13 protein-coding genes are annotated in these 13,005 nt (G+C 67.4%); 8 read left to right on the plus strand and 5 right to left on the minus strand.

What is annotated here, in order from left to right; genetic code table 11:
- Positions 1–8: 8 nt before the first annotated feature.
- Positions 9–1,814 (plus strand): GGDEF domain-containing protein, encoded by a 1,806-nt coding sequence (locus tag ASD77_RS17830; RefSeq protein ID WP_162247634.1) that lies wholly within the window; start codon positions 9–11, stop codon positions 1,812–1,814.
- A 9-nt stretch (positions 1,815–1,823) separates the two neighbouring features.
- On the opposite strand, the gene ASD77_RS13660 is transcribed toward ASD77_RS17830, so the two are convergent.
- Positions 1,824–2,912 carry a diguanylate cyclase gene (locus ASD77_RS13660; RefSeq protein ID WP_055942728.1) on the minus strand — a complete coding sequence of 363 codons (1,089 nt, stop codon included), beginning with the start codon at positions 2,910–2,912 and terminating at the stop codon, positions 1,824–1,826.
- A 250-nt stretch (positions 2,913–3,162) separates the two neighbouring features.
- Between ASD77_RS13660 and ASD77_RS13665 the strand changes: the two genes are divergently transcribed.
- Together ASD77_RS13665 and ASD77_RS13670 are read left to right on the plus strand one after the other, a co-directional pair.
- Positions 3,163–3,753, plus strand: coding sequence for a DUF998 domain-containing protein (locus ASD77_RS13665; protein WP_055942732.1), 591 nt, complete (start codon positions 3,163–3,165; stop codon positions 3,751–3,753).
- A 29-nt stretch (positions 3,754–3,782) separates the two neighbouring features.
- Positions 3,783–4,127: a RidA family protein gene (locus ASD77_RS13670; RefSeq protein WP_055942735.1), complete on the plus strand. Its 345-nt coding sequence runs from the start codon at positions 3,783–3,785 to the stop codon at positions 4,125–4,127.
- Positions 4,128–4,518: 391 nt separating this feature from the next.
- Here the strand turns inward: ASD77_RS13670 and ASD77_RS13675 are convergent, their stop codons facing one another.
- Positions 4,519–5,778, minus strand: a complete 1,260-nt coding sequence (locus ASD77_RS13675; RefSeq protein ID WP_055943489.1) for a TIGR03862 family flavoprotein — start codon at positions 5,776–5,778, stop codon at positions 4,519–4,521.
- Between the two features lie 97 nt (positions 5,779–5,875).
- Here ASD77_RS13675 and ASD77_RS13680 point away from each other — a divergent pair, with 97 nt between their 5' ends.
- Positions 5,876–7,474, plus strand: a complete 1,599-nt coding sequence (locus ASD77_RS13680) for a serine hydrolase (RefSeq protein ID WP_082563304.1) — start codon at positions 5,876–5,878, stop codon at positions 7,472–7,474.
- Between the two features lie 467 nt (positions 7,475–7,941).
- Here ASD77_RS13680 and ASD77_RS13685 read toward each other — a convergent pair whose 3' ends face one another.
- Positions 7,942–8,376 carry an FKBP-type peptidyl-prolyl cis-trans isomerase gene (locus ASD77_RS13685; RefSeq protein ID WP_055943496.1) on the minus strand — a complete coding sequence of 145 codons (435 nt, stop codon included), beginning with the start codon at positions 8,374–8,376 and terminating at the stop codon, positions 7,942–7,944.
- Between the two features lie 86 nt (positions 8,377–8,462).
- Here ASD77_RS13685 and ASD77_RS13690 point away from each other — a divergent pair, with 86 nt between their 5' ends.
- Positions 8,463–8,825, plus strand: a complete 363-nt coding sequence (locus tag ASD77_RS13690) for a DUF6164 family protein (protein ID WP_055942738.1) — start codon at positions 8,463–8,465, stop codon at positions 8,823–8,825.
- 98 nt (positions 8,826–8,923) lie between these two features.
- On the opposite strand, the gene ASD77_RS13695 is transcribed toward ASD77_RS13690, so the two are convergent.
- Complete coding sequence (locus ASD77_RS13695) at positions 8,924–9,370, minus strand: SRPBCC family protein (protein ID WP_055942741.1); 447 nt, start codon at positions 9,368–9,370, stop codon at positions 8,924–8,926.
- Complete coding sequence (locus tag ASD77_RS13700) at positions 9,367–9,729, minus strand: metalloregulator ArsR/SmtB family transcription factor (RefSeq protein ID WP_055942744.1); 363 nt, start codon at positions 9,727–9,729, stop codon at positions 9,367–9,369. The genes ASD77_RS13695 and ASD77_RS13700 overlap by 4 nt, the downstream gene beginning before the upstream one ends.
- Before the next feature lie 87 nt (positions 9,730–9,816).
- Between ASD77_RS13700 and ASD77_RS13705 the strand changes: the two genes are divergently transcribed.
- From ASD77_RS13705 to ASD77_RS13715, 3 genes are all read left to right on the plus strand, one after another.
- Positions 9,817–10,566 (plus strand): sulfurtransferase, encoded by a 750-nt coding sequence (locus tag ASD77_RS13705; RefSeq protein WP_055942748.1) that lies wholly within the window; start codon positions 9,817–9,819, stop codon positions 10,564–10,566.
- 5 nt (positions 10,567–10,571) lie between these two features.
- Positions 10,572–12,131: a YdiU family protein gene (locus tag ASD77_RS13710; protein ID WP_156383667.1), complete on the plus strand. Its 1,560-nt coding sequence runs from the start codon at positions 10,572–10,574 to the stop codon at positions 12,129–12,131.
- Between the two features lie 189 nt (positions 12,132–12,320).
- On the plus strand, positions 12,321–12,992 hold the full coding sequence (locus ASD77_RS13715) for a glutathione S-transferase (protein ID WP_055942754.1): 672 nt from the start codon (positions 12,321–12,323) through the stop codon (positions 12,990–12,992).
- The last annotated feature ends 13 nt before the right edge of the window (positions 12,993–13,005 follow it).

The following is a 13,005-nucleotide window of genomic DNA, read 5'->3' on the forward strand; positions in this document are numbered from 1 at the left end:
CTGAATGGATGAAAGCGTACATCACCCGGTATGGATGGCTGGCCCTGGTCGCAGTTGTTCTGACGCTGCCCGCGAAGGCGGGCGCGTCATTTGATGCCTTGTTCGATGAGGCGGACGCTATACGGACGTCCAAGCCGGAACAGTTCTTCAAGATACTCAAGCAGCTTGAGGCGCTCGAGGAGGCGTCGACGCCCGATCAGCGCATGAAGATTCGTCTGATGCGCGCGCATGGATTCCTGTTGGAGGGCAGGGCGGAAGCAGCTATCCGGGATCTGGAAGAGATCCGTACGGGCCCGGCAGATGTCGCTGTGAGGTTTCGCGCCGGCGCAATGCTGGCCAACACTTACGCAGGCAACCGGAAATTCGAGCAGGGTCTCAGCACGCTCAATGAGATGCTGCCGTTGGTCACCGAGGTGAAGGACCGCGCCGCCCGCCATCACGGGCTTCTGGCGGCGGGCATCCTCTATAACCGTGTCGGTGAATTCCGGCTTGGCGGAGAGTACGCCAATCAGGTGCTATCCGATGAGCCATCCGGACGCAGCCAATGCATTGCAGGCAACTTAGTCGTGGAAGCCCTGCAGGGCGAAGGGAAGACGCCGGCCGAAGAGAAGATCTACGGCGCCATCCAGAACTGCGAGCGTGAAGGCGAGACGCTGCTCGCCGCATTTTCACGAACTTATTTAGCCAAGAAGTGGCATGCGGAAGGCAAGACATCTAACGCGATCAATCTGCTCGAGAAACATCTTCCTTCGGTAAGAGCCACGGGCTACCCGGTGTTGATCGCCGAGTACTTATCGATGCTCGCCGAGTATCAGATGAAACTCGGCAACGTGGAATCGGCAGAGAGGCACGCTAAGGACGCGGTCGCGCAGGGGAAATCCATTGCCGGGTCATTGCCCTTGGTCGTGGCATACCGTGTTCTTTACGAGATCGCCAATCTCCGTGGCGAGCCTGCAGTCGCACTTGAGCAGTACAAGAAGTATGCAGAGGCTGACAAGGCGTATCTCAACGAGATCAAGACGCGCGAGTTGGCATATCAACTTGTACGGCAGCAGATCGTCCAGAAGACCCAGCAGATCGATCTGCTGGATCAGGAAAATCAGGTTCTACAGTTGCAGCGCAAAGTCGACCAGCAGTCCGCGCAGAACACACGTCTGATCGTCATCCTGTTGATACTCCTGATCGCCTCGATCGGCTACTGGGCCTTCAAGATCAAGCGGGTGCAGCTGTCGCTGAAGAAGATGGCCGAGACCGATGCGCTGACCGGCATCTGCAACCGCCACCACTTCACCATCCGCGCCGAGCGCGCGCTGGCCGAGTGCGCCCGGAACGGCGAACAGGCCTCGCTGATCATGTTCGACCTGGACCACTTCAAGAACATCAACGACCGCTTCGGCCACGGGGTCGGCGACTGGGCCTTGAAGGAAGTGGCCGAAGCCAGCAAGGGCTTCTGCCGGCGCATCGACGTGCTGGGCCGCCTGGGCGGTGAGGAATTCGCCATCCTGATGTACGGCTGCGACCTTCGTGCCGCCTCCCGTGTGGCCGAAGACTGCCGTGTCCGGTTGGCCCAGATCGAAACCCGCGAGACCGGCCACGTATTCGCGATCACCGGCAGCTTCGGCGTGACCTCCAGCCAGCACTCCGGGTACAGCCTGGCCAAGCTGCTCTCGCATGCCGACAAGCAGCTCTACCGCGCCAAGCACAACGGCCGCAACCGCGTCTGCGTGTACGACGCAGAGCAGGAAAACGTCCGCGCCGCCAGCAACGTGCTGGAGATGCCGCAGCGCGACCGCACGGAGCACCTCGGCGCCTGAGGGGCTTCGTCAGGGTGTATCGGCGAGCGGCTGCAGGTCCTCGTCGATCGCCAGCTGGTTGCGGCCCCGGCTCTTGGCCTGATAAAGCGCGCGATCCGCCGCTTCCAGCCACGCGCGCAGTCCCTCGGCCGATCCGGTCGCCTTCGCCAGCCCCAGGCTGACCGTCGGCTGCAGCCCCGGCGCGCTCTCCGGCCTCAGCGCCTGTACGCCTTCGCGGATCCGTTGGGCCACGATGCCTGCCGCCTCCACATCGGTCCCGCGCAGCAATATCGCGAACTCGTCGCCGCCCAGCCGGCCGGCCGCGTCGTGGCTGCGGATGCTGTGGCGGATCACCTGCGCCGTCGCCCGCAGCACGTCGTCGCCGGCCGCGTGGCCATGGCGGTCGTTGATCGCCTTGAAGTGGTCGATGTCGATCATCAGCAGCGTGGCCGGCTCGCCGGTCGCCGCGCACTGGTCCATCAACAGGGCGGCCTGTTCCTGCCAGTGGCGGCGGCTGTCCAGCGCCGTCAGCGTGTCGCGCCGGCTCAGTTCGTCGAGCTGCCGGTTCTGCCGCTTCACCTTGCGCACCAGTCGGTAGCTGGCCTGGCTCACGGCGATCGAATGGATCATCAGCATGGGCAGGCAGGCGACCATCACCGCCATGCTGGTCATCGGCTGCATCTCGAAGCCGGTCGACACCCCGACCGCCAGCGCGCCCGCCGCCATCAGCGGCAGCGACCAGTACCACAGCCTGTCGATGCCGGTGCTGATCTTGTCGACGGTGGTGAGCGTGACGAGCAGGACGCTGGGCAGCAGGTTGAAGGCCATCAGCGGCACCCACATGCCCGCGAGGATCGAATCGACCAGAAGGTTGCGGATCTCGCCGCGGAAAGGCGCCGGATGGCGCAGCGCCAGCCACAGCGCGAGCTGCGGCCAGACCACGGTGGTGAACAGGAGGAACACCCAATGGCCCGCGCCGGCCTGGTTCTCCAGCAACACCATGCCGGTCGGCAACGCCGCCAGCCCCATGCCGAGCGTACGCAGGCGATGGATCCGGCGCGGCAGGCGTTGGGTGTGGCGCTCCGGATCGGTCCCGGGCGACGGTGCGGTGAACGGCATTGGCGCTGGAGTTCCCTTGCTCGTGGCGGCCATCCCCGGTGCGCCCGGGAGTAGCCGGAGTGTAGGCGAAAGCGTGATGGCGGGCACGCTGCGGAGTGATGCCACGTCAGCGGCCGCAGGCGCGGATTCTTGAGTGTGTGGACGATAATCGGACGCGCGTCCCGCGCGGCTTTCCCAAGTGTCCATGCCCCGCCTTGCCACCGTCCCCGCACGTATTCCAGTGCCTCCCCGAGTCTCCGCGCTTGCGGCCATGTCGGGCGCAGGCGCGTTCCTGTTGGTGGCGGGTTCGCTGCAGGTCGTGCGGGGCGACCTCGATTGGCAGCAGGCCACACTGAGCCAGTACCTGTCGGGTCCCGGCGGCCTGTTGTTGCGCACCCTGTACTGCGTGCTGGCGGCCGCGATCGTGTTGCTGGCGACCGGCCTGTATGCGCAGCTGTCGGCGAAGGCGCGCAGTGGCGCGCCGTTGCTGCTGCTCTGCTTCGGTGCGCTGGCACTGGCGGGCGTGGCGATCGGTGACTCGTGGTTGCCGCAGGTGGCGCCGGACTTCCATCACTGGTTCCACCACACGTGCGCCATCACGGCGTTCCTGTGCGTCACCACCGGCATGGTGCTGCAGGCATGGCGGTTCCGCATGGACGACCGTTGGCGCCACCACTTCCCGCTGGCTGCAATGTGGTCGGTCGCGTGCTACGCACTGCTATGGCTGCATGCGCTGTGGCCGCCGGCGGGGCAGGGCTGGGTGCAGAAACTGTTGATCGCGCTGATTGTCCTGGCCATGTGGCTGGGCGGATGGTGGCTGTGGCGCGCCGCCGCCGGTGCGGTGGTCGGGTCGCAGCGCTAAGCTGCAGACCTCACAACGGAGGAAATCCCATGATCCAGCGCTTCGAGGTAGGCCCGCGGCTGTCCGAGATGGCCATCCACAACGGCGTGGTGTACCTGGCCGGGCAGATTGCCGAAGACGCGACGCAGGGCATCGCCGGGCAGACGCAGCAGGTGCTGGCCGAGATCGACGCGCTGCTGGCCCGTGCCGGCACCGACAAGTCGAAGATCCTACGCGCCGAGATCTTCATCAAGGACCTGCAGGATTTCGAGGCGATGAACCGCGTATGGGACGCCTGGGTGCCGGAGGGCAATGCGCCGCCGCGCGCCACCGTGCAGGCCAATCTCGCACGGCCGGCCTGGCTGATCGAGATCGTGGTGACCGCCGCCGTCTGAGTCATGGCCACGCGCAAACCCGGCCCCTGGCAACGCCCCGCGCCCAAGCGTCGTGGGGGTGCTTCGAAGCTGACGCCGGCACAGGTGGAGGAAGCGCGTGCCCGCGCAACGGCGGCGGGCCGACGCTATCCCAATCTGGTGGACAACATGTACGTGGCTGCCAAGGCGCGACGCACGTCGGAGCCGGCAATCCACGTTGACGAGGAAGCAGAATGAAGGTGCATGCCGCGTGAGGACAAGCATGCACATCCTGCCGTAAAGCGCTGTAACAAAACTGCTGCGTAACGCTAACCGGGCCTCAACAATCGGTCGCGTATCGTGCGCCCACGTTCCGCAGCCGCTGCGGCACGCACTCCCCACGGTGCGCGCCGCAGCCCCTGCGGACGACCAATCAGACGCTGCGTTCCAGCCAGTCGATCACGCCCCGTGCGGCACGTCGACCGCTGGCGAAGCACGCCGTCAGCAGGTAGCCGCCGGTGGGAGCTTCCCAGTCGAGCATCTCGCCGGCGGCGAACACGCCGGGCACCTCGCGCAACATAAGATGCGTATCCAGCGCTTCCAGCCGAACGCCGCCGGCGCTGCTGATCGCCTCGGCGATCGGGCGCGGGCGCTGCAGCCGGAACGGGAAGCGCTTCAGCGTGCGGGCGATGCGTGCGGAGTCGGCCAGCGCCGCCTTGTCCAGCACTTCGTACAGCAGCGCGGCGCGCAAGCCGCTGACGACGGCCTCACGACGCAGGTGCTCGCTGAGGCTGCGCGAGCCGCGCGGCTTGGCCAGGCGCCGCGAAAGGTCTGCCTCGTCGCGCCCGGGCAACAGGTCCAGGATCAGCGTCGTTGCGCCGTCGCGCGCGATGGCGTCGCGCAGCATCGGCGACAGCGCGTAGACCAGGCTGCCTTCGATGCCGGTGGTGGTGATGACGCATTCGCCCTGGCGCTGCTGCGCCACGCCGTCGGCGTCCTGCCAGTGCGCGACGACCGGCTTGAGGGGTTCGCCGGCGAAACGCGAAGCCAGATGCTCGCTCCATCCGATATCGAAGCCGCAGTTCGACGGCTGCAGGGCTGCGACGGAAACACCCTTGGCCTCCAGCGCCTCCACCCACGCGCCGTCGGACCCCAGCTGCGGCCAGCTGCCGCCGCCCATCGCCAGCACCGTCGCGTCGGCATGCAGCGTGCGCTCGCCATCGGGCGTCGCGAAGCGCAACGCGCCGTCGTCGTTCCAACCCAGCCAGAGGTGCTGCGCATGGAAGCGCACGCCCTGTTCGCGCAAGCGCCGCACCCAGCCACGCAGCAGTGGCGCGGCTTTCAGGTCGGACGGAAACACGCGGCCCGAGGTCCCGACGAAGGTCTCCACGCCCAGGCCGCGCGCCCATTCGCGCAACGCATCGGCATCGAAATCGCGCAGCCAGGCCGCGACCTCCTGCTTGCGCTCTGCGTACCGGCTGACGAAGACCTCGAAAGGGTCCGAGTGGGTCAGATTCATGCCGCCCTTGCCGGCGATCAGGAACTTGCGCCCCACCGAGCCCTTGGCGTCGTACAGATCCACCTGCAGGCCCGCGGCGCGCAGCGTTTCGGCGGCCATCAGACCGGCAGGGCCACCGCCTATGACGGCGACGCTTCGCGGTGGGGAAGAATCGTCGGGGCGTGGCGAAGGCATCGGCATAGTATGCCGTGACGGCGCGCGGCTTCCGGCAGGCGCAACGCGCGTGCGGCATGCGGTATCGTCGCCCAGGATTCCAGATGCGGGACACACGATGCGTTCGAAGCTGTCGGCGACCCACGGTCGCGCCCTCTGTCTGCTCGGCCTGCTCGCCTTCGGCGCTGCGGCCAGCGCGGCCACGCCCCCCGCTGCGCTGCAGGACATCGACGCCTATGTCGAGTCCGTGCGCGAAGCCTTCGACGTACCCGGTATCGCGGTGGCCGTGGTCAAGGACGGCGAGCTGGTGCTGGCGAAGGGCTGGGGCGAGCGCGAGATGGGCAAGGCCGCGCGGGTCGATGCGCACACCATGTTCGCCATCGCTTCCAACACCAAGGCGTTCACCGCGGCATCGCTGTCGATGCTGGCCGACGAGGGCAAGCTGACGCTGGAAGACCGCGTCATCGATCACCTGCCATGGTTCCGGATGGCCGATCCGTACGTGACACGCGAAATGCGCGTGCGCGACCTGCTGGTCCATCGCAGCGGCCTGGGACTGGGCGCGGGCGACCTGCTGTACTGGCCCACCACCACCTACAGCAACCGCGAAGTGGCCGAGCGCCTGCGCGACGTGCCCCTGAGCGGCGGCTTCCGCGAGCGCTATGCCTACGACAACATCCTCTACGGCGTGGCGCAGCTGGTGATCGAGCAGGCCAGCGGGCAGTCGTACGAACAGTTCCTGCACACACGCTTCTTCCAGCCGCTGGGCATGCGCGAGACGCGCTACAACAGCGATGCGCTGAAGGCCGGCGACAATGTCGCCACCGGCCATGCCATGGCCGACTTCACCACGCTGCAGCCGGCGCCGCGCATGACCTGGCGCAACGTAGCCGGGGCCGGAGGTATCTATTCCAGCGTCACCGACATGGCGAAGTGGATGAACGCCCAGCTCGCCGGCGGTACCTATCGCGATGCGAAGGGACGCGAGCAGGCGCTGTTCACGCCGGCGCGGCAGAAAGCGATGTGGTCTTTGGTCACGCCCATCCCGATCGCCGAACCGAAGATCGAGGCGCTGAAAGCGGCGAAGCCCAACTTCCTCGGCTACGGGGAAGGCTGGATGGTCTCGGATTTTCAGGGCCGCAAGCTGGTCTGGCACACCGGTGGCTGGCCGGGCATGGTCTCGCGCGTGACCCTGGTGCCGGAGCAGAAGCTGGGCATCGTGGTGCTGACCAACCAGGAAGTCGGCGCGGCCTTTAATGCGATCACGCTGAAGGTCCTGGACGCCTATATGGCCGACAGCGGCACCGATTGGCTGGCGGCCTACCAGGCGCAGGTGGCGCAGGCCAAGGGCAACGCCGACGAACGCTGGCAGAAACTGCTGGCGGCACGCGACGCCAGCTCGAAGCCCTCGCTGCCGCTCGCGAAGTACGCCGGTACGCTGCGCGATCCGTGGTATGGCGACGTGGTGGTTTCGCAGGAAGGCGAGGGACTGGTGCTGCGCTTCAGCCGCACGCCGGAACTGGTGGGTGACCTGCAGCCGTGGCAGCACGACACCTTCGTGGTGCGCTGGCGCGAGCGCTGGCTCAACGCAGACGCGTTCCTGACCTATTCGCTGAAGCCGGATGGCGGTATCCACGAAGCGCGGATGGAGGCGATCTCGCCGCTGACCGACTTCAGCTTCGACTTCCACGACCTGCGGCTGGTGCCGGTGGAGTAGCGAGCGATCGGGATCGCAGGAGCGGCATGTGGGAGCGACGTAAGTCGCGATGGACGCAACTCCGGGCGGAGAACCTCCGGCGCCCGTTGCCGCGTCGGGTGAGTCTTTCCTCACTTGCCAGAAGCTCGCGACTTACGTCGCTCCCACAACGGCCTTCGGTCTTGCGGCAATCGCCGCCTCGCTCGCAGGCCCTGGCGTCGCTTGGTAAGCGCGGATGGAGGCGATCTCGCCGCTGACCGACTTCAGCTTCGATCTCCACGACTTGCGGCTGGCGCCGGTGGAGTAGCGAGCAGCCGGGATTGCTGGGGTGGGATGTGGGAGCGACGTAAGTCGCGATGGGCGCATCTCCGGGCGGAGAACGTCCGGCCTTCGTTGTCGCTTCGGGTGGGCCTATCCTCAACTGGCAGAAGCTCGCGACTTACGTCGCTCCCACAACCGCCTTCGGCCCTGCAGGAACTGCGCAGCTGTCACTCGTGCGGCTTGACGTCGATCAGTTCCACGTCGAACACCAGCGAGGCGCCCGGCGGGATGACGCCACCGGCGCCCTTGCTGCCATAGCCGAGGTCGGCCGGGATCTTCAGCGTGCGCTTGCCGCCGACCTTCATGCCGGCCACGCCTTCGTCCCAGCCGCGGATCACCTGGCCGGCGCCGAGGAGGAAGGTGAAGGGCGTGCCGCGATCGACCGAACTGTCGAACTTCATGCCGCGCTGCTGGGGCGCGTTCTCGTCGTAAAGCCAGCCGGTGTAGTGCACGCTGACATCGCTGCCGCTGGTGGCCACGGCGCCGGTGCCGGCGGCGGTGTCGATGCGTTCGAGTTCGGCGACGCTGCCGCCCGGCGGTGGGCCGGAGGGCGCGCAGGCGGCGAGCAGGGTCAGCGAAGCAGCGAGCAGCAGGGTACGCATCATGGGGTTCATCGATATCGGCAAGGCGCGCAGGGTAACCCATCGGTGGCGAAAGACACCGCACGGGCTGCGGTTAAACTGCGCCCATGGCGAAACTTTTCCTGAACCTGCGCAACGTACCCGGCGATGAAGCCCACGAGGTGCGTGAGCTGCTGCGGACCCACGCGATCGACTTCTACGAGACCCCGCCCAGCCCGTGGGGCATTTCCGCCGGCGGGTTGTGGATCGAGGATCCGGATCAACTGGCACGCGCGAAAATCCTGATGGCCGACTATCAGATCCGACGTCGCGAGCAGGCCCGCACCCAGCAGAGAGCGGACGAGCGCGAAGGGCGCGCAGAGACGTTCATGGGCCTGCTGCAGTCGCGACCGGGATACGTCATCGGCATGCTCGCGGCAATGGCCGCGATCATCGCGTTGACGCTGGCCTTGCCCTGGCTGCTGCTCTGATCGCAGCCGGCTTCGGGCAGCGCGTACGCGCCCCGGAAATCCTCAGCGGCGGTCTTTGATCCGTCCGGTCCGGATGCCCATGGAGCGCACGCGAAAGCTCAGAACATCGCATGCAGCGCTTCCAGCATCGTCGCCCAGCCCTGTTGCGTCCGCCCGGCGTAGTCGGCCCAGGCGCGGGGCAGGGCGTGGGTGAGGTGCAGGTCGCAGCCGGACGTGGTCGGCGTGATGACGATGTCGACGCGGCTGCCGTCCTGGTCGGCTTCGCCGGCGATGGTCCAAGTGAAGGACAGCCGGTGCGGACGCTCGATGACCAGGTATTCGCCGACGTGGTCGATGCGCTCGCCGTCGCGTTCGACCAGCATCGAGAAGCGCCCACCGACGCGCGGATCCACGTCCAGGCGCAGCAGTTTTTCTTCGCGAATCTCCGGACCCATCATCCACTGGCCCAGCAGGCGGGGCGTCAGCCACGCGTCGAACACGCGTTCGGCCGGCGCAGCGAAGGAACGATGGACGGTGACATCGACGGTGTCGGGAGGCGTCGTCATGGCGTTTCCAGGATCGGGGAAGCGAGGGAAGGGGCGTCCGTCTGCAGCGCCGCATCGAGGGCATCGAGGCGGGCGGTCCAGAACTGTTCGTACTGCCGCAGCCAGGCGTCGCCTTCGGCCAGCGCCTGCGGTTGCAGGTGGCACAGGTGCGTGCGGCCCTGGATCTGTCGCGTCACCAGCCCGGCGCGTTCCAGCACCTTGATGTGCTTGGACGCGGCCGCCAGCGAGATCAGGAACGGCGCCGCCAGCTCGCCCACGCTGCGCGGCTGCCCGCGCAGGCTGCGCAGCATGCGGCGACGGGTGCTGTCGGCGAGCGCGTGGAAGACGGCGTCGAGGCGGGCGGCATCATGTTCAACCATGTGGTTGAGTATTTCCGCGCGCGCCTTGACTGTCAACCATCCGGTTGAATGAAGGGGGCCGACGCCGACGGGCGGTAAAATCGCGGCATGGTCACCAATATCGCCGCCTACCACTTCACGCCCCTCGAGGCGCCGGCCGACGTCGCCGCCACCCTGCATGCTCGCGCCGATGCGCTGGCCCTGCGCGGGTCCGTGCTGGTGGCCGGCGAGGGCCTGAACCTGTTCCTGGCCGGTGAGGCGGATGCCATCGAATCCTTCCTGGCGCCGCTGCGCGCCGATCCGCGCTTCCAGGGCCTGCGGGTGAAGTACAGCCGTAGCGAGCGCGTGCCGTTCGCGCGCCTCAAGATCAAGGTGAAGCCGGAAATCATCAGCTTCCGCCGTCCCGGCAGCACGCCGGAAGACGCGCGGGCGCCGGTTGTCGCGCCGCGCACGCTGGCGCGCTGGCTGCAGCAGGGCCACGACGACGCGGGCCGTCGCGTAGTGATGCTGGACACGCGCAACCAGCAGGAAATCGAATACGGCACCTTCGCCGGCGCGCTGACGCTGCCGATCGACAAATTCACCGATCTGCCGGCGGCGCTGGAGCCGCATCGCGATGCGCTGAAGGACGCCACCGTGGTCAGCTTCTGCACCGGCGGCATCCGCTGCGAGAAGGCCGTGCTGTGGATGCAGGCCGACGGCATGGACAACGTGCTGCAGCTGGACGACGGCATCCTCGGCTACTTCGAGCAGGTGGGCGGGTTCGGGTACGACGGCGCCTGTTTCGTGTTCGACGAACGCGTCGCGCTGCGCCCCGACCTGACGCCGCTGGTGGACGACGCTTCGGACGCCGCATGAGCGGCCTGGACGCCCTGCGTTTCGACAACCGCTTCCTGCGCGAACTGCCGGGCGATCCCGAGCAGGGCTATCGCCGCCGCGAGGTGCGCGGTGCGCTGTGGTCGGCGGTCGAGCCCACACCGGTGGCCGCGCCGACGCTGCTGGCGCATTCGCGCGACGTCGCGTCCCTGCTCGGACTGGACGATGGCGATGTCGCATCGCCTGCATTCGCCCAGGTGTTCGGCGGCAATGCCTTGCTGCCCGGGATGCAGCCATACGCCGGCAACTACGGGGGCCACCAGTTCGGCCACTGGGCCGGTCAGCTCGGCGATGGCCGTGCCGTCACGCTGGGCGAAGCGGTCAATGCGGCCGGCGAGCGCTGGGAGCTGCAACTGAAGGGTGCGGGTTCGACACCCTATTCGCGCACCGCCGATGGCCGCGCAGTCCTGCGCTCCTCGATCCGCGAGTTCCTGTGCAGCGAAGCGATGCACCATCTGGGCGTGCCGACGACGCGCGCACTGAGCCTGGTCGGCACGGGCGAGGCGGTGGTGCGCGACATGTTCTACGACGGCCACCCGACACCCGAACCGGGCGCCGTCGTCTGCCGCGTGGCGCCGTCGTTCCTGCGCTTCGGCCATTACCAGCTGCCCACCTCGCGTGGCGAGACGGAGCTGCTGCGTGCGCTGGTGGACTTCACGATCCGGCGCGACTTTCCGCACCTGGCGGGCGAGGGCGAGGCGCTGTATGCGGCATGGTTCGCCGAGGTCTGCGAACGCACGGCGGTGATGGTGGCGCACTGGATGCGGGTGGGTTTCGTACATGGCGTGATGAATACCGACAACATGTCGGTGCTGGGCCTGACCATCGACTACGGCCCGTATGGCTGGATCGACCACTACGATCCGGACTGGACGCCGAACACCACCGACGTACAGGGCCGACGTTACCGGTTCGGCTGGCAGCCGCGCGTGGCGGGCTGGAACCTGAGCCGCTTCGCGCAGGCGCTGTCGCCGCTGTTCGGCGACGCGGCGCCGTTGCAGGACGGGCTGCAGCGCTTCGCCGATGCCTACACGCAGGCGGACCGCGACACCATCGCAGGCAAACTGGGGCTGGCCGCCTGCCGCGACGACGATGTCGAACGCAGGGAGGCGCTGCAGTTGCTGTTGCAGGAAGGCGAGATCGACATGACGCTGTTCTTCCGCGCGTTGATGAATGCGGATCTGTCGGATGCCTCGCTGTCCGCTTTCGACGAGGCGTTCTACGATCCGGCGAAGCGCGAGGCCGTGGCGCCCGCGCTGCGCGACTGGTTGGTCGGCTATGCGCGGCGGCGTGACGAAGATGCGCTCGATGCCGCCACGCGCCGCGAACGCATGCGCCTGGCCAATCCCCGCTACGTGCTGCGCAACTATCTGGCGCAGCAGGCGATCGAGGCTGCGGAGGCCGGCGACCTGACCGGCGTCCATGACCTGATGGAGGTCATGCGCCGTCCTTACGACGACCAGCCCGGCTGCGACCGGTTTGCGCATCGGCGCCCCGACTGGGCACGGGAACGCGCAGGCTGCTCGATGCTGTCGTGCAGTTCGTGAGCGCGCTGGCCCACTGTAGGAGCGACGTCAGTCGCGACCGAGCGTCCAGGCCTCCTCGTGCCGTCAGATGCAAAGGGTCTACGACACAGGCATGTTTCCAGCGTGGCGGTCGACATGCGGTCGCGACTGACGTCGCTCCTACAACGGCGAGCGGCGCGGTAGCATGAGCTTCCCCCGCGGAGCGCCCCCATGATCACCGTCCACCACCTCAACAACTCCCGCTCGCAGCGCGTGCTCTGGCTGCTGGAAGAACTGGGGCTGGACTACACCGTCGTGCGCTACCAGCGCGATGCGAAAACGATGCTGGCGCCGCCGGAGCTGAAGAAGATCCACCCGCTGGGCAAGTCGCCGGTGGTGGTCGACGGCGAGCATGTGCTGGCCGAATCGGGTGCCATCCTCGAGTACCTGGTGGAGCGCTATGACGCGGCGCGCCGGTTCGCACCGTCGCCGGGCAGTGCCGAACACCTTCGCTACCGCTACTGGCTGCACTACGCGGAAGGCTCGGCGATGCCGCCGATGCTGCTGAGCCTGGTGTTCTCGCGCCTGAAGAAGGCGCCGATGCCGTTCTTCGCCCGGCCGGTCGCGCGCGGGATCGCCGACAAGGCCATGCGGACGTTCGTCGGTCCGCAGGTGAAGCTGCATCTGGACTACATGGAGCACGAACTCGGCAAGGCGGCCTGGTTCGCCGGAGAGCAGTTCAGCGCGGCGGACATCCAGATGAGCTTTCCGGTGGAAGCCGCCGCGGTGCGGACCGGCCTTGCGGACCGTCCGAATCTGGCCAGCTTCCTCGCGCGCCTCCATGCGCGACCTTCCTACCAGCGGGCACTGCAGCAGGGCGGTCCGTTCGACCTGCTGGGCTGAGCGGGATACAGCG

This window comes from Pseudoxanthomonas sp. Root65, from assembly GCF_001427635.1.
In the GTDB taxonomy this organism is placed as follows: domain Bacteria; phylum Pseudomonadota; class Gammaproteobacteria; order Xanthomonadales; family Xanthomonadaceae; genus Pseudoxanthomonas_A.

What these genes read in the sequence shown, in the direction of transcription:
- ASD77_RS17830 (WP_162247634.1), top strand. Translation starts at nt 9, where the DNA reads ATGAAAGCGTACATCACCCGGTATGGATGGCTGGCCCTGGTCGCAGTT.
- ASD77_RS13660 (WP_055942728.1), bottom strand. Translation starts at nt 2,912, where the DNA reads ATGCCGTTCACCGCACCGTCGCCCGGGACCGATCCGGAGCGCCACACC.
- ASD77_RS13665 (WP_055942732.1), top strand. Translation starts at nt 3,163, where the DNA reads ATGTCGGGCGCAGGCGCGTTCCTGTTGGTGGCGGGTTCGCTGCAGGTC.
- ASD77_RS13670 (WP_055942735.1), top strand. Translation starts at nt 3,783, where the DNA reads ATGATCCAGCGCTTCGAGGTAGGCCCGCGGCTGTCCGAGATGGCCATC.
- ASD77_RS13675 (WP_055943489.1), bottom strand. Translation starts at nt 5,778, where the DNA reads ATGCCTTCGCCACGCCCCGACGATTCTTCCCCACCGCGAAGCGTCGCC.
- ASD77_RS13680 (WP_082563304.1), top strand. Translation starts at nt 5,876, where the DNA reads ATGCGTTCGAAGCTGTCGGCGACCCACGGTCGCGCCCTCTGTCTGCTC.
- ASD77_RS13685 (WP_055943496.1), bottom strand. Translation starts at nt 8,376, where the DNA reads ATGCGTACCCTGCTGCTCGCTGCTTCGCTGACCCTGCTCGCCGCCTGC.
- ASD77_RS13690 (WP_055942738.1), top strand. Translation starts at nt 8,463, where the DNA reads ATGGCGAAACTTTTCCTGAACCTGCGCAACGTACCCGGCGATGAAGCC.
- ASD77_RS13695 (WP_055942741.1), bottom strand. Translation starts at nt 9,370, where the DNA reads ATGACGACGCCTCCCGACACCGTCGATGTCACCGTCCATCGTTCCTTC.
- ASD77_RS13700 (WP_055942744.1), bottom strand. Translation starts at nt 9,729, where the DNA reads ATGGTTGAACATGATGCCGCCCGCCTCGACGCCGTCTTCCACGCGCTC.
- ASD77_RS13705 (WP_055942748.1), top strand. Translation starts at nt 9,817, where the DNA reads ATGGTCACCAATATCGCCGCCTACCACTTCACGCCCCTCGAGGCGCCG.
- ASD77_RS13715 (WP_055942754.1), top strand. Translation starts at nt 12,321, where the DNA reads ATGATCACCGTCCACCACCTCAACAACTCCCGCTCGCAGCGCGTGCTC.